This is a genomic window from SAR86 cluster bacterium, from assembly GCA_023703675.1.
Lineage (GTDB): Bacteria > Pseudomonadota > Gammaproteobacteria > Magnimaribacterales > AG-339-G14 > AG-339-G14.
This window is the reverse complement of the sequence record CP097974.1, coordinates 959,171-973,969: the sequence shown is the minus strand read 5'-3', so window position 1 is coordinate 973,969 and position 14,799 is coordinate 959,171. Positions and strand designations below refer to the sequence as shown.

Annotated in this window: 15 protein-coding genes and 2 tRNA genes; 10 read left to right on the top strand and 7 right to left on the bottom strand. The window is 34.1% G+C overall.

The window, feature by feature from the left end:
* Nucleotides 1-29: 29 nt before the first annotated feature.
* The 6 genes from ilvB to M9C82_05000 all read left to right on the top strand — a co-directional run bounded on the left by ilvB (nucleotide 30) and on the right by M9C82_05000 (nucleotide 5,981).
* Complete coding sequence (gene ilvB / locus M9C82_05025; GenBank protein ID URQ73313.1) at nucleotides 30-1,769, top strand: biosynthetic-type acetolactate synthase large subunit; 1,740 nt, start codon at nucleotides 30-32, stop codon at nucleotides 1,767-1,769.
* A 1-nt stretch (nucleotide 1,770) separates the two neighbouring features.
* Nucleotides 1,771-2,283, top strand: coding sequence for an acetolactate synthase small subunit (ilvN, locus tag M9C82_05020; protein ID URQ73312.1), 513 nt, complete (start codon nucleotides 1,771-1,773; stop codon nucleotides 2,281-2,283).
* 13 nt (nucleotides 2,284-2,296) lie between these two features.
* Nucleotides 2,297-3,328, top strand: coding sequence for a ketol-acid reductoisomerase (ilvC, locus tag M9C82_05015; protein URQ73311.1), 1,032 nt, complete (start codon nucleotides 2,297-2,299; stop codon nucleotides 3,326-3,328).
* A gap of 8 nt (nucleotides 3,329-3,336) precedes the next feature.
* On the top strand, nucleotides 3,337-4,215 hold the full coding sequence (locus M9C82_05010; protein URQ73310.1) for a homocysteine S-methyltransferase family protein: 879 nt from the start codon (nucleotides 3,337-3,339) through the stop codon (nucleotides 4,213-4,215).
* Nucleotides 4,216-4,265: 50 nt separating this feature from the next.
* Nucleotides 4,266-4,342: transfer RNA gene (locus tag M9C82_05005), tRNA-Ile, on the top strand.
* Nucleotides 4,343-4,418: 76 nt separating this feature from the next.
* Nucleotides 4,419-5,981: a fibronectin type III domain-containing protein gene (locus M9C82_05000; GenBank protein URQ73309.1), complete on the top strand. Its 1,563-nt coding sequence runs from the start codon at nucleotides 4,419-4,421 to the stop codon at nucleotides 5,979-5,981.
* Between the two features lie 19 nt (nucleotides 5,982-6,000).
* On the opposite strand, the gene M9C82_04995 is transcribed toward M9C82_05000, so the two are convergent.
* Nucleotides 6,001-7,281, bottom strand: coding sequence for a sterol desaturase family protein (locus M9C82_04995; GenBank protein ID URQ73308.1), 1,281 nt, complete (start codon nucleotides 7,279-7,281; stop codon nucleotides 6,001-6,003).
* Between the two features lie 83 nt (nucleotides 7,282-7,364).
* On the opposite strand from M9C82_04995, the gene M9C82_04990 reads away from it, so the two are divergent.
* Complete coding sequence (locus tag M9C82_04990; GenBank protein ID URQ73307.1) at nucleotides 7,365-8,063, top strand: crotonase/enoyl-CoA hydratase family protein; 699 nt, start codon at nucleotides 7,365-7,367, stop codon at nucleotides 8,061-8,063.
* Here the strand turns inward: M9C82_04990 and M9C82_04985 are convergent.
* From M9C82_04985 to M9C82_04970, 4 genes are read right to left on the bottom strand one after another with little or no spacing between them, the layout of a single operon-like run.
* Nucleotides 8,060-9,076: a class I SAM-dependent methyltransferase gene (locus tag M9C82_04985; protein ID URQ73306.1), complete on the bottom strand. Its 1,017-nt coding sequence runs from the start codon at nucleotides 9,074-9,076 to the stop codon at nucleotides 8,060-8,062. The two genes, M9C82_04990 and M9C82_04985, sit on opposite strands and share 4 nt — an antisense overlap.
* Entirely contained in the window at nucleotides 9,073-10,248 is a 1,176-nt protein-coding gene (locus M9C82_04980; protein URQ73305.1) for a cyclopropane-fatty-acyl-phospholipid synthase family protein, read from the bottom strand. Before M9C82_04980 ends, M9C82_04985 begins: the two co-directional genes overlap by 4 nt.
* Nucleotides 10,238-10,969 (bottom strand): DUF1365 domain-containing protein, encoded by a 732-nt coding sequence (locus tag M9C82_04975; GenBank protein URQ73304.1) that lies wholly within the window; start codon nucleotides 10,967-10,969, stop codon nucleotides 10,238-10,240. The genes M9C82_04980 and M9C82_04975 overlap by 11 nt, the downstream gene beginning before the upstream one ends.
* Nucleotide 10,970: 1 nt before the next feature.
* Entirely contained in the window at nucleotides 10,971-12,161 is a 1,191-nt protein-coding gene (locus tag M9C82_04970; GenBank protein ID URQ73303.1) for an NAD(P)-binding protein, read from the bottom strand.
* An 86-nt stretch (nucleotides 12,162-12,247) separates the two neighbouring features.
* Here M9C82_04970 and M9C82_04965 point away from each other — a divergent pair.
* The 3 genes from M9C82_04965 to yacG all read left to right on the top strand — a co-directional run bounded on the left by M9C82_04965 (nucleotide 12,248) and on the right by yacG (nucleotide 13,103).
* Nucleotides 12,248-12,323 (top strand) — tRNA-Ala (locus M9C82_04965).
* A gap of 28 nt (nucleotides 12,324-12,351) precedes the next feature.
* On the top strand, nucleotides 12,352-12,948 hold the full coding sequence (gene coaE, locus M9C82_04960) for a dephospho-CoA kinase (protein ID URQ73302.1): 597 nt from the start codon (nucleotides 12,352-12,354) through the stop codon (nucleotides 12,946-12,948).
* Complete coding sequence (gene yacG, locus M9C82_04955; GenBank protein URQ73301.1) at nucleotides 12,945-13,103, top strand: DNA gyrase inhibitor YacG; 159 nt, start codon at nucleotides 12,945-12,947, stop codon at nucleotides 13,101-13,103. Before coaE ends, yacG begins: the two co-directional genes overlap by 4 nt.
* Here the strand turns inward: yacG and M9C82_04950 are convergent.
* Together M9C82_04950 and argJ are read right to left on the bottom strand one after the other, a co-directional pair.
* Nucleotides 13,100-13,642: a thiamine phosphate synthase gene (locus tag M9C82_04950; GenBank protein URQ73300.1), complete on the bottom strand. Its 543-nt coding sequence runs from the start codon at nucleotides 13,640-13,642 to the stop codon at nucleotides 13,100-13,102. The genes yacG and M9C82_04950 overlap by 4 nt on opposite strands.
* Nucleotides 13,626-14,798 carry a bifunctional glutamate N-acetyltransferase/amino-acid acetyltransferase ArgJ gene (argJ, locus tag M9C82_04945; GenBank protein ID URQ73299.1) on the bottom strand — a complete coding sequence of 391 codons (1,173 nt, stop codon included), beginning with the start codon at nucleotides 14,796-14,798 and terminating at the stop codon, nucleotides 13,626-13,628. The genes M9C82_04950 and argJ overlap by 17 nt, the downstream gene beginning before the upstream one ends.
* Nucleotide 14,799 lies beyond the last annotated feature (1 nt).

Sequence of the window (14,799 nt, the reverse complement as noted above, 5' to 3'; positions counted from 1 at the left end):
GGAATAAAATCTAACATCTAACAATTGCAATGAGTAAAAACTTAATTAATGGAGGAGGAGCCCTGATAAGAGCTCTTGCCGATGAAAATATTGATCTAATTTTTGGTTATCCAGGCGGTGCCGCTTTACATATTTACGACGCAATTTATCAACAAAATGAAGTTCAACATATTCTCGTAAGACATGAACAAGCTGCAGTTCATGCTGCAGATGGTTATGCCAGGGCAACAGGAAAACCAGGAGTTGCTTTGGTTACTTCAGGTCCTGGCGCTACTAACGCAATTACTGGAATCGCAACCGCTTATATGGACTCAATTCCAGTTGTAGTTATATCTGGGCAAGTTGCTAGCCACTTGATTGGCTCCGATGCATTTCAAGAAACCGACATGATGGGAATTTCGAGACCTATTGTTAAACATAGCTTTCTAGTGCAATCAGCCGAAGAAATACCAGTTGTTATAAAAAAAGCATTTCATATTGCTACTTCAGGTAGACCTGGGCCAGTAGTAATTGACGTACCTAAAAACATGACGGATCCAAATTACAAGTTTGATTATAAGTATCCTAAAGATTTAGTCATGAGATCGTTTCCAATTTTAGGAAAGGGAGATGATGAAAAAATTGCTGCTGCGATAGAATTATTTAGAACTGCAAAAAAACCAGTTATTTACTCCGGCGGTGGGACTATTCAAGCAGATGCCTCTAAAGAACTAACCGAATTTTCAAAATTAATTGGCTGTCCTGTTACCAATACGCTAATGGGACTTGGAGCATTTCCAGGCAATGATGATCAATTTGTCGGTATGTTAGGCATGCATGGTACTTATGAGGCAAATATGGTGATGTCTGAAGCTGACTTAATTTTTAACGTTGGCGCAAGATTTGACGATCGTATAACAAACAATCCAAGTAAATTTGGCTTGGCAGCAAAGAAAATCCATATCGATTCAGATCCGTCTTCAATCGATAAGATTATTGGAGTTGATTTAGCAATAGAAGGCGATGCTAAGTTGGTGATGCAACAATTAATAGAGCAAGTAAAAGCTAGTGGTTTCGATCAAGCCATTTATAAAGATTGGTGGAGTAAAGTTGAAGCTTGGAGAAAGGCGCATGGTTTAAACCACGACATGCTTAATCTCAAAAATGATCAGGATATAATTCTGCCGCAGCAAGTTATCCAGTCTTTATACCAAACTACCAAAGGTGATGCTTATGTAACTTCTGATGTTGGTCAGCACCAGATGTTTGCAGCCCAATATTATAAATTTAAAGACCCTAGAAAATGGATCAACTCAGGCGGTCTGGGAACTATGGGCTTTGGGCTTCCATCAGCTATGGGAGTTAAATTTGCATTTCCTGAAGCTGACGTTGCTTGCGTGACAGGGGAAGGCAGCATTCAAATGTGTATTCAAGAATTATCAACTTGTGGACAATATGGTCTTCCAATCAAGATCATTAATTTGAATAACAGAGCTTTAGGAATGGTAAAGCAATGGCAGGATATGCAATATGGAGGAAGATATTCAAGTATCTCATACGAAGATTCTCTCCCAGATTTTGTGAAGCTTGCAGAATCTTTTGGACATGTTGGAATCAAAGTAGATAAGTTTTCAGAACTTAATGATGCTATGAAAGAAAGTTTTGCGATAAAAGATAAATTAGTATTTTTAGATGTTTTGGTAGATCCTGATGAGCATGTATATCCCATGCTTGAGGCCGGAGGGTCAATGTCTGAAATGCGTTTAAGTAAAGATAAAAAAACTTTTTAAGATGGCTAGTCAAATTTCTTTATTGATGGAAAACCAGCCAGGAGCTTTGTCTAGAGTGATAGGTCTATTCTCTCAAAGAGGCTACAACATCGACTCTTTGTCTGTTGCGCCAACTCAGGACCCAACTCTATCAAGACTTACAATGACTACCTCAGAATCTTCTGCAGTGATTCAACAAATACTTAAACAGCTTTATAAGTTAATTGATGTTGTCATGGTTCAAGATTTAAAAGCAAGTGAATCCATATCTTTAGAAATGGCTTTAATAAAAGTTTTAAATAAATCAGAAGTGATTAGTAAAATAGAAAAGAATTATTCAAGTTTAGAATTTAATGAACTTGATAATAAAGACGAGAAAACAATCTTGAGATTGATTGGAGACACTGACAATCTAGAAAGTTTATTAGTTGAATTAGAAGACGACTTAATAGAGGTAACTAGAACAGGAGCTCTTGGAATGACGTTGGGGAATGTTTCTTTGGAAACTGAAGAAGAGACGAAAGTTATATATTGAAATAGGAGAAACAATGGAAGTTTATTACGATAAAGATGCAAATCTTGAAGTTTTACAAAAAAAAGTAATCGCAGTCATTGGCTATGGCTCACAAGGTCATGCTCATGCTAACAATTTGAAAGACTCGGGCTTTGAAGTCATCATTGGATTGCGAGAAGGCTCGTCTTCAGCTCTCAAAGCAGAAGAAGCGGGGTTTGAAGTTTTAAGCAATGCTGATGCTGCTCAAAAAGCTGACTTAGTGATGTTTTTAATTCCTGATGAATTCCAAGGTAAAACTTATATAGAAGAAATAGAGCCCAATTTGAAGCAAGGCGCAACTATAGCTTTTGCGCATGGATTCAATATACATTACAAACAAATCAACCCTAGATCAGATTTAGATGTAGTTATGATCGCTCCCAAAGGTCCAGGTCATACCGTAAGAGGTCAGTACAAAAGTGGCGCGGGCGTGCCATGTTTAATTGCCATCCAACAAGATGCTTCGGGTACCGCCTTGGAAAACTCAATTGCATACGCAAGTGCAATTGGCGGCGGTAGAGCGGGGATCATCAAAACTACGTTTAAAGACGAAACTGAAACCGATTTATTTGGTGAACAAGCTGTCTTGTGCGGCGGCTTAACTTCTTTAATTAAAGCGGGATATGAGACACTAACTGAAGCTGGGTACCCTCCAGAGTTAGCTTATTTTGAGTGTGTGCACGAGGTAAAACTTATCGTAGATCTAATTTATGAGGGTGGGCTAGCAAATATGCGTTATAGCATTTCCAACACTGCTGAATATGGAGATTATACCTCCGGTCCTAAAGTCATTACCGATACTGCTAAAGAAGCTATGAAAAAAATTCTAGAAAGAGTTCAATCTGGTGATTTTGCTGATGAATTTGTATCAGATGCAAGACAGAGTAACAGCCAAGCTGGCGGACCAGTAATGGAAAAGTATCGAAAGGAATCTCAAGAACATCCAATTGAAGAAGTCGGAGAGCAGTTGCGTGGGATGATGCCATGGATTTCAGAGAATAAATTGGTAGATAAATCTAAAAACTAATTTTTTTTATGATTTTTCTTGACGGCAGTCTTGGCCATGAGCTTTTAGAGAGATCCAAGAAGAAATTTAAAGGCACTTGGTCAGCGCAATTTCTTTTAAAAGAAAGTAATTTAATTTCTGAAGTTTATGACGAGTACATTGATGCTGGTTCTGAAGTTATCACAACTAATACTTATTCAACTATTCCAAGCTATCTTTCCAAAGATGGACTCGAAGATGAAATGGTCAATCTCATTAGGAAAGCTGGAGAAATTGCAAAAAATACTGCACTAAAATATGAAGGAAAAATTAAAGTAGCCGGTTCTATTCCTCCATTAGATGAAAGTTATCGACCCGATTTAGTTCATGATCTTAAGCAATCACTTGAGGTGTATGAAGTTTTAATTAAAGAATTAGATCCGTATGTGGATTTTTATTTGTGCGAAACAATTTCCTCAATTCAAGAAACGAAAAATGTTCTGGAGTCCTTAAAGCGATTTAACTCTGGTAAACCAGTTTGGCTTTCGTGGTCCCTAGAAGATTTTAACTCTAATAAGCTAAGAAGCGGCGAGGGGATAGAAGCTGCCTTTTTAGAAGCGGAGCAATACAATCCTGATGCATATTTATTTAATTGCACCGATCCGGATTCAATTTCAAAAGGATTGAATGAACTTCAAAAACTTACAGATAAAAAGATAGGAGCTTATCCAAATGTTTTTTCTGTGCCTTTAGGATGGACTTTAGACAATGAAATTAAAAATCAAGTAAGAGACTTGAGTAAAGATGCTTTCGTTGAATACTGCATGGAGTGGAAGAAAATTGGGGCCTCAATTTTTGGAGGCTGTTGCGGTATTGGTCCAGACTTCATCAAGCCAATGACAGAAAAGTTAAGAAATATTTCTTATTAATTTCTTACCAAATTAAATTATTTCTTGTAGTATGATCATCCCATTCAATTGGGTCTGTAGCTCAGCTGGTTAGAGCGCACCCCTGATAAGGGTGAGGTCGCAGATTCGAGTTCTGCCAGACCCACCATTTTTTTCAATTTTGATACAAAAAGTTTCTTCTTAGACACGTTTACATTAATTTTTTTCAAGTAAAATTCACTGTTTTGCATAGATTTTTTTATTTTTTAACATTCTTCTTTTCGATAGTTCTTCTATCTCATCCAAATTCTTCTATTGAGAAGTATCCTGACGAAATGGCACATGCACCAACACCTCTGCCAGATAGAGTAGTCTTAACTTGGAATGATGATCCTGCAACAACCCAAGCAGTAACATGGAGAACTGATACATCTATCGAAGTGGGGCTTGCACAGCTTGCTATAGCAAATGCAAATGGGAGGGCGCTTAAGCCAGATGAGTTTAAAGCAGAAACAAGTTACTTCGAGAGTGATATAAATGAGGCTCATTACCATAGTGTTACTTTTAAGAATCTTCAACCCAATACTCTATATGCTTATAGAGTTGGAGATGGAGTAAATTGGACAGAGTATTATCACTTTAAAACTGCAAGCTCTTCAGAAGATCCCTTCAGTTTTATTTATTTCGGTGACGCACAAAATGAAGTGAGAACTCATTGGTCCAGAGTTTTTAGGGAAGCTTTTCGTGATGCACCAAGAGCTGCATTTACATTACATGCTGGTGATTTAATTGATGAACACAATATGGACTCACAATGGGGTGAATGGCATCAGGGTCCTGATTGGGTTAATGGAACAATTCCTGTTATAGCAACCCCTGGCAATCATGAATATCAAAAAGATTCTGAAACTAAAAGAATATGGACAAACAAAGATGGTCAACCTATAAATATCGAAATTGAATCTTTAAACAATGATAATCCAGAGATCTTAATTGTTGATATCGAAGACTTTCAAAATAGAACAGGAACAATAAAGATTAAAGATTCTGGAGAAATAATAGATGCCGATGAGGGCATTGAATTAATTACAGGGTACAAAAAAGAAGAACTCATAAATAAACCAATTTTGGGTGGCAAAGCTCCACTATATGATCGTCTTCAAAATCCGGATGGAATTCAAAAGGTTAGCAATCATTGGAGACCACAATTCTCTTTTCCAATCCAGAATGTTCCCGATGAACGATTAAGAGAGACTTTGTACTATCTGGATTACCAAGGTGTTCGTTTTATATCGCTTGATTCAAATATTGAAATGGAGATTCAAGTAGATTGGCTTAGAAAAGTTCTAGAAGAGAATGATAATCGTTGGACAATAATTACATTTCACCATCCACTATATTCTCCTGCATCAGATCGAGATAATTTAGAAATGCGTCAACTATGGAAACCATTACTTGATGAATTTAAAGTTGATCTTGTTTTAAGCGGGCACGATCATACCTACTCTCGTACTGGTCTAATTGATGCAAAAAAAGTTGAAAATATTCCAACAGGTTATCAGCAGGCTTATGATCCAGAAATCGGCACTGTCCATGTTGTTTCGGTAAGCGGACCAAAAATGTATGAAATTACTAAAGGTTTATATGCAAAAAAGCTAGGAGAAAATACTCAGCTCTATCAAATTATAGATATTAACAAAGATAATCTAAGGTTCCGCGCATATAAGGCAACGGGAAAGCTATATGATGAATTTCTTCTTAAAAAACGTAAAGAACAACCAAATTTATTAATTGAAACTAATCCTTAAAAATAAATTTAATGAAAATCTAGACTGTTGGATCTGAATCGATTTCGTATGAAAAAAGCTTAAAACTCTGCATAGCATACAAAACCAACAAACTTAAAAGACTGATTGACTGGTGAAGTACAAATACTTGAAAGATCATTAGATTTGAATTGAATAAACCTGAGAAAAATAAAATAGAGATCAAAAGAGAAATTTTGATAGTTTCGTTAATATAATTTAGTTGATAACTCTCAAACCCTTTTAAAGTCACAATTACTGAAGCAATCAGAATTAAAGCGTAAGCATAACTTTCCAGTAGACCAAGACTGCCAATGGACGAGGCAATAAATGCCGATGTCAAAATAATGAAAGATAGCTGGATCCAGCCATAAATTTTCAAATAGATTGAGTTTTTCGGATCGTAGACTTCAAAATTTGCTAAGTCATTCCTGAAGATGGGGTAATTTTGCTCTACATCATTGGGGCGCCATTTCGGCGGGGAGAAAATTACTTTAAATTTATCAGACCATTTTTTTGTGCGGCTGAAATCTCTAATAATCTCGGTGAAAACTTCAAAATTTGCTTTGAGAGGATTCCAACTTCGTAGCGGTTTAGTTGTGCCATAGATCGGTTTCACTTCGTCTTTTTCAGGTTTATAAGAACCAAACATCCTGTCCCACAGAATGAACACACCGCCATAATTTGCATCGATATAGTCTTTATTTTGAGCGTGGTGAACCCTATGATTCGACGGGGTAATGAAAACATACTCTAGCCAACCTAATTTGCCAACGTGTTCGGTATGAACCCAGAATTGATATACTAAATTTATTCCCGCTACTGTGACGAAAACCTCTGGCGGTATACCAATTAGAAACATTGGCAAGTAGAAAATCCACTTCCAAAGAAAACCGGTACTGGTTTGTCTAAGCGCCGTCGAAAGATTAAATTCTTCCCCATGATGATGCACCACATGCGTAGCCCAAAGAATTTTTACTTCATGATGTAGTCTGTGCATCCAGTAATAACTAAAATCGTATAAAAAGAAGGCTAAGATCCACACCCAAAGATTACTAGCTGAGAATAATGCTAAGTTAAAATAAACTGCTACATAAGCGAACGCAGCCCCTTGAAGACCAATGCCTAATAAAGGAATAAATCTACTTATTAACCCTAGCGATATACTGGTGAATGTGTCATTAAATCTGTAATTATTTTTGCCAGTGAAATAGCCATAGAGAATCTCAATAAAGATTAGCAAAAAAAATGTTGGCACCGCCAAATTTATGATTATCGATGAGTCAAAAGCTATGCTTTCCATGAGAAAATTCTATGTTTAACTTATTGTTTAGGCAATGATTTTACGTTAAAGTTTTTTTGCTTAACACTTTTATGGAGAAATGAATGACTGATATAGCTAAATTATCTAAGGAAGGGGACATCTCAATTATTCAATTAAACGATGGAAAGGCCAACGCCTTTTCTTTCGACATGCTAACCACTGTCCAAGGCTTTTTAAGCGAAATACCTAAAGATTCCGGTGCCGTCGTAATCACTGGCAGAGAAGGTTTATTTTCTGGCGGCTTTGATCTTAAAACTCTTGCATCTGGCGACGCTGAAGCTGCAGTGAAAATGACAAATTTAGGTTTCAAGACACTACTTGATTTGTATTCTTTTCCTCGTCCAATAGTTGCTGCAGTATCTGGTCATGCTGTTGCTTTAGGATTGTTTACTGTATGTTGCGCTGATATTAGAGTTGGTATCGAAGGAAAGTTTGTGCTGCAAGCCAATGAAGTTAGAAATAACATGGATATCCCAGTGCAAATTCTGGAAATCGTTAAAGATAGATTGGATAAAAAACATTACTATAAAGCACTTTATCATTCAGCTACCTACACTCCATCTGAAGCTGTTACTGCAGGTCTTCTAGACGAAGTAGTACCAGCAGATAAATTAATGGAGACAGCTTTAGCGAGAGCAAATGATTTAGCTACATTACCTCATCCTCACTATGAAAAAACAAAACAATATTCTCAAAAATTAGTCGTCGAGAGGATTTTAGAAGCTTTAAATAAGCATGGGAATTATCTCCCACAAGCTTAAGTATTTTTTTTTGCCAGAAGGTAGTGGGTCACAAACCATTCTTTGCCTTTATTTATCTTAAAAAACTCTTCACAAGTTAGAAAAAATATACGCCATCTGTAAAACCATATATTTTTTTCATCATAGTGATCGTTAAGAATTTTTTTTATTTCATTTTTGTTTTTATCCATATTCTTTAACCAATCTTTAGATGTTTTTGAATAGTTTTTACCGTTTATTTCCCAGGAATTTTTTAGGACTAAATCTTCATTAAAATAATTGAAAATATCTTGTGAGGGCATTATTCCTCCGGTAAAGAAAAATTTTGACATCCAATCACTATCACTCTTCGCTTCATATAAATAAGTAGAATTTTTATGACAAAAAATATGAACAAATAATTTTCCATCTTCTACTAGGAGATCAGAAATTTGCTTCATTAACTTCTTGTAATTTCTCATATGCTCAAACATTTCAATAGAAACGATTCTGTCAAATTTTTTATCTAAATTTAATTCATTAATATTTTGTCTAATGGCTTTGACGTTAGTTAAATTTAATGCAGTTGCTCTTGCATTAATAAAATCAATTTGATCTTTTGAATTACTTACCGAGGTAAAGTTCGATTGAGGAAATTTCTTGGCTGCATGCAGGGTAAAACTTCCCCAGCCACAACCTAAATCTAAAATTTCTTGATTAGATTTAATATCAGCTCTGTCGAGATATTTATCCAGCATAAAAATTTCTGCACTATCTAGATCTTTATTGTTCTCATCGTAAAGGCAGCAAGAATATTTCAAATTCTCACCTAGGACTTTTTCAAAGAAAATTGGAGGCACTTCATAATGTTGTTCATTTGCCGAAGATGTATTTTCTGCTATTGGGCCTTCTTTAAGTGTATTTAAAACTTTTAGTTTTTCAGAAAAGACATTAGGCATTCTTACTCTGGCTTTACTAAGTAACTTAACAGCAATTCTTAGAATAAAATCAGGAAGCATTCCTCTTTCAGCAAGCCAAATTCCTAAAGTTATCATTTATGAGTTAATTTATATTGCGACACTTCTAATTGATTATTTAAAAATCCACCTCTGCAATATGATAGATACATATCCCATGTTCTTTTAAATTTCTCGTCAAATCCAATTTCTCCAATAGCATCCCATTCTTTTTGGAAATTTTTGTACCAAATTTCTAGAGTCTTCGCATATGAAGCCGCAAAATTTGTTATGTCCGAAGCAATCAACTCAGAATTTGCAGCATTCTCCTTGAAAACTTTATCCGATGAGAGCTCTCCCCCAGGAAAAATATAAGTTTGAATGAAGTCAGGCCAATCATGATAACCTTCATAAAAATCTTCTTTCATGGTTATTGTTTGTATTAACGCTTGACCGTTTGATTTCAGAAGCTGCTTAACTACATCAAAATAAGTTTTCCAATATTTGGATCCAACGGCCTCAAACATTTCTATTGAAACTACCGCGTCAAACTTTCCTTTTAACTTTCTATAATCTATTAATTCAATTTCTGGATTGTTGGTTAGTCCTTTTATTCTATTGGATGCGAACTTAAATTGTTCTTGCGAAATCGTAATTCCTTTTATTTTGTAACCAACACTTGAAGCGTATTCTAAAAAGCCTCCCCAACCACAACCAATTTCCAAAATAGAAGAATTTTTTGGAAGGTTTAATGTATCTAGAATCAGTTTATATTTTTTATTTTGGGCTTCTTTTAGATTATCAGAATTTCCTTCAAAAAAACCTGAGGAGTAGGTCATTGTTTCATCCAGCCAAGATTTATAAAAATCATTGCCTAAGTCATAGTGAGCATGAATATTTTTTTTACTACCCGATAAGGAGTTTTCATTTCTGAAATGAGAAAATTTTGTGAATAATTTCCAGAAACCGCTTCCGCTATTGACCCGATCAAATGAATTATAATTCTTACTTATAAGATCCATAAGCTTCATCAGGTCGTCAGTATCCCAATAATTTTCAAGGTAACCTTCGGTAAACCCTAAACTCCCTCGAGAGTATATAAGCCACAAGGCCTTCCAACTTTTTATTTCAAGCGTCGCCTCTAAACTTAAATTAGTTTTACCACGCAACAGAATTTTTTCTTCTGTATTCGGAAGAATCAATTTAAAAGTTCCCTGTTCTATTTCTTTTAAATTCTTAGAAATCCAATAATTCAGTACTTTATTCAGCATATCCGTTGCCCTCATGAGGTGTAACTTTGAGTTTTTTAACCCATAACCTTAGCGCTTGCCAATGAATTCTGATCATCACAAAAACGCTGTTGAAAGATATGAAAAAGTAATAATAAATTTTATTGAAAAATTTTTTTTCTTTAAATTTTCCATTTAATTCTGTTAAAACCTCTAATTTACTTAACGAATTATACTGATTAATCTTTATTGAAAATGGAATCGAAGATATTTTGAATTTGTAGAAACCTTTTTTCTCAGAAAATGGCGAAACGTACATTTTCTTGGTTTCTTCGTACCAACAATTGGAGTCAATTTCTTCTCCTTTATTATGTATCTCGTAGAGTTGTTTTTCGAAAAAAGTATTTTTCACTTCAGAAAGTAAGAAGATTATTTTTGTCTTCTTGAACAAAATCCAAAAGGAGACTGGGTTGAAAGATTTAAAAAAGGGATTATCGGGTGTTTTTAAAACACTTACATTTAAATCAGCAAGCTTAACGCCATTAGAAATTGCGAATTTTTCAAACCTATTGATAATTTCCAAATATTCTTTTTCTTTAAAAAAATTAAATTTAAAATAATTTGATATTGGAATAACAGAACGCTTTTCGTCAAAATTATAAAAACCTTCAAGATAGAAGCTTTTGTAAGGATATAAAAATTTATGATTTTTGCCTTTCACTCTTCTGTGAAATACGTCTCCATCAAAAAAAAATTTTTTCACTTTATTTCTCAATTAATTTACTGACTTTAAGGGCGGAATTTATTCCATCTTCATGAAAGCCATAGCCTAGGTAAGCCCCGCAATAAAAAGTGTTATTCAATCCTTGAATGCCGTCAACATTTTTTTGTCCCAGGAAAGTATCTAAATTATAAAATGGATGCTCATAGATCATACTCCTGTGTTCTTTATTGTCTCTTATCTTGAAATCTCCAATTGAAACAAATATATTTTTGCTCGTTTTAAGATCCTGAAGATTATTCATCCAATAAGTGACAAATTCTGAGTTTGAGTCTTTATTCACATTCCATGAGCACCATTCCTCTTTATTTAAAGGCATAAGTGACTCGTCGGTATGTAAACAAACTTTATTTTCTGTAAAAGCAAAGTTTTTCAAAATAGAAATTTCATTTTTTCCCAGATCAAGAATAGATCCAATTATTTCTTTAGCATTGCAAGCCATTATTAATTTGTCATATTCGCGTTTTTCCCCGTTGTTTTCTAGAATTATTTTATTTTTAACTCTTTTAATTGCTACCTTAGAATCAAGAAATATATTATTTAAATTTCCTTTCTCAATAATTTTTTCTATGTATTGATTGCTTCCTCCTTTAATAGAAAACCATTGAGGACCTCTAAAAAGATTTAATAAACCGTGATTATTCAGAAAATTTGCCAAAGAACTCGCAGGATAATCTTTCATCCTCTCAGAAGATCCAGACCATATTGCCGCAATCATTGGATAGAGATAGGACTCAGAAAAATTTCTTGAAAAATTATTTTCTTTTATCCATTTTTCAATAGGCTCCGAAGATGAATTAGATTTAGCAAGGTAGTTAAACTTTATTATTTCAGATATGAACTTTAAGTTTTTTAAGGATAAGAGATTTTTTGCCTTTGAGAATTTTTTTGAACTCCACTGAAAATCTTTTGTGTGCACACTCAATGACATATCACATATATGAAATTCTAGACCTAGCTCATTAAAAAGTTTGGTTAAGTTCGGATAGTTCTTCTTATTAAAAACTATAAAACCTGAATCAACATTTACCTCATTATCTAATTTTATTTTATGTGTATGAGTATGGCCGCCGAGTCGGTTATTTTTTTCAAAAATATCTATTTTGTTTTTTTTTGCTAGAAAGAAAGCGCTTGATAAACCGCTTATCCCAGAACCAATGATTGCGACTCGCATGGGCTTTATTTTAGGCTAATTACAAGCATGTGGATGGAATAAAAATAGAAAAAATTTTGTTTTTTTAATATATAATTCTTCGCTCTGGGGCTATAGCTCAGCTGGGAGAGCGCCTGATTTGCATTCAGGAGGTCCGCGGTTCGATCCCGCGTAGCTCCACCATTAATGAAATTATTGTTATCATTCTGGAATGTTCGTTGTTGGGTTAACTGGGGGAATAGGTTCAGGTAAATCAGCTGCTACATCTATTTTTGAAGATTTAGGAATAGACGTAGTTGATGCTGATTTAGCATCCAGGGAAGCGGTATTACCTGGCTCGAAATCTCTAAGTGAAATTCAAAAGAAATTCGGAAACAAAATACTCCTTGAAGATAAAAGTTTGAACAGGGCAAAGTTAAGGGAAATAATTTTTGACAGCTATGAAGATAAAGTTTGGTTAGAGAAACTATTACATCCAGAAATAAGAAATATTATTCAATCTAAATTAAAAAAATCATCGTCAGAGTATGTTATTTTAGTTTCGCCTTTATTATTTGAGACAGATCAACATGAATTTTGTAATGATACTATTTTGATTGACTCTTCATTAGATTCGCAAATATCTAGAACTTCAAAAAGAGATTCTGTTTCAAAAGATTCTGTAAAGAAAATAATTTCAGCTCAAATGTCTCGAGAAGAAAAATTAAAAATTGCAACGATAGTCATCAAAAATGACGATTCTTTAGAGCAACTTGAAACAAATGTTAAAAAAGTACACAAGAATCTTTTAAAAAAAATATATAGGTGAAATGTCTAAACTGTAAAAAAGAAATCTCGAAAAGTGATCGAAGTGACTTTAAACCTTTTTGTTCAGAAAGATGCAGATCACTAGATTTATCAAATTGGTTAAGTGAAAAAAATGTTATCTCAACAACTTTTGACTCTAAAGCTAATCTCGATTAATCTTTTACTAAAGAAATTCCAGCAACTCCTTGCCCACCGTTTTTAATAGCATCGATTACATTTTCCTTTTTCATTCCTCCTAAAGCAAAACTTGGACAAGCACTTAATTCAGATAAATATTTAAAACGACTCCAACCTATACCTTCCTTACCATGGGCTTTGTTTATCGGGGAGATAAGCAAATAATCACAGCCAATTTTTTTTGCTTTCTTTATTTCTAGATCGTTGTGGCAAGATGCTCCAAGCATGAAACTAGTTGGTATTGGTCTTTTATCAAATCTCATTAAATCCTTTGAGTTTAGATGCAAATTAAAATTTTTAGATATTTGATCTAAATGTCTGGAGTTAATAACTATTTCTTTACTTATGTCCTTGGCTATCGCGATGAAATTCCTATAATGTTTTTTGAATTCTCTTTTATTTTTAAATCTTAGAATCAACAGATCTAGTTTTGATTCAAAAGAATCTTTGATCTTATCAAAATCTTTATCCTGTATTACTTCTGGAGTGATACCTATTAGATTAACTTCGGTAATCACTATTTATAGAAACATACTCATGAGTCAAATCAGATGATTTTACTTTTACACAATGTTTAGAGGGTCCTAAGTTAACAGCTAAAGATATTCTTTGTTTTTTGAATTCTTTTTTACCCAAAGACTCTCTATATTTTTTGTGAATCTCTCCTTTGTTAAGAACTTTTATTTGACCGATCTTTAAAGATACGTTTTTTGCTAGAAATTTATGTTTTGTATTTCCTGCTGCAGATAGTATTCGACCCCAATTAGGGTCTTCTCCATAGGCAGCAGTTTTTAATAAAGGCGAATTTGCTATTTTTTTTGCTACTTCCTTACAAGCAGTTTTTGATTTCAGTCCTGAGACTTCTATCTCAATTAATTTTGTGGCTCCTTCTCCATCCAACAATAGCTTTTCAGAAAGTTCTGTAAAAACAACTTCTAAGGATTTCTTAAACGTTTGGAGTAATTTTGAAGAGTTTATTAAATTTTTACCCGATGCAACTAAAATACTCGAATCACTTGGGGATTGATCACCATCTATTGAGATAGAATTAAAAGTTTCATTGCAGATGCTTTTGTGAATTTTTTTCAAAGAGGATTCGGAAATTTTAAGGTCAGTAAATATAAAGCTTAATGTGGTAGCCATGTTGGGTTCAATCATACCAACTCCTTTAGCCACACCTAAGATCGAGAATTTTTTGTTACCAATTTTTACAACTCTTTTTGATATTTTAACTTTTTTGTCAGTGGTCATTATTGACGTAGCCAAGTTATTAAAGTTATTTTTTTTGAGACTTTTTGAACATTTTTCAAAAGCCGAAGTTAATGATTTTATTTGAAGTCTTTCTCCAATAACTCCTGTAGAGAAGGGTAGAATATTTTTTACTTCTACCCCAGTCATTGAGGACACAGAATTGAGTAATAACTCCAAATCCTTTTCTCCAGCAAGGCCTGTTCCTGCATTCGCATTTCCTGCGTTGATAGCAAGTAATTTATTTCCTTTCAGTTTTTTTTTAAATTTTTTTATACAGTTTTTTACCGGAGCCGACTTGAAATTATTTGTGGTAAAAACTCCCGACAAAGCTGATGATTCAGGAATTTTGACCAAAGCACAATCTAAGCGTTTTTTGTATTTTGAATTCGTGGTTGCACAACCAATTTCTATTTCGTCTAACATA

Excerpts from the sequence above, each read along its gene's own strand:
- ilvB (URQ73313.1), top strand. The coding sequence starts at position 30 with ATGAGTAAAAACTTAATTAATGGAGGAGGAGCCCTGATAAGAGCTCTT.
- ilvN (URQ73312.1), top strand. The coding sequence starts at position 1,771 with ATGGCTAGTCAAATTTCTTTATTGATGGAAAACCAGCCAGGAGCTTTG.
- ilvC (URQ73311.1), top strand. The coding sequence starts at position 2,297 with ATGGAAGTTTATTACGATAAAGATGCAAATCTTGAAGTTTTACAAAAA.
- M9C82_05010 (URQ73310.1), top strand. The coding sequence starts at position 3,337 with ATGATTTTTCTTGACGGCAGTCTTGGCCATGAGCTTTTAGAGAGATCC.
- M9C82_04995 (URQ73308.1), bottom strand. The coding sequence starts at position 7,281 with ATGGAAAGCATAGCTTTTGACTCATCGATAATCATAAATTTGGCGGTG.
- M9C82_04990 (URQ73307.1), top strand. The coding sequence starts at position 7,365 with ATGACTGATATAGCTAAATTATCTAAGGAAGGGGACATCTCAATTATT.
- M9C82_04985 (URQ73306.1), bottom strand. The coding sequence starts at position 9,076 with ATGATAACTTTAGGAATTTGGCTTGCTGAAAGAGGAATGCTTCCTGAT.
- M9C82_04980 (URQ73305.1), bottom strand. The coding sequence starts at position 10,248 with ATGCTGAATAAAGTACTGAATTATTGGATTTCTAAGAATTTAAAAGAA.
- M9C82_04970 (URQ73303.1), bottom strand. The coding sequence starts at position 12,161 with ATGCGAGTCGCAATCATTGGTTCTGGGATAAGCGGTTTATCAAGCGCT.
- coaE (URQ73302.1), top strand. The coding sequence starts at position 12,352 with ATGTTCGTTGTTGGGTTAACTGGGGGAATAGGTTCAGGTAAATCAGCT.
- argJ (URQ73299.1), bottom strand. The coding sequence starts at position 14,798 with ATGTTAGACGAAATAGAAATTGGTTGTGCAACCACGAATTCAAAATAC.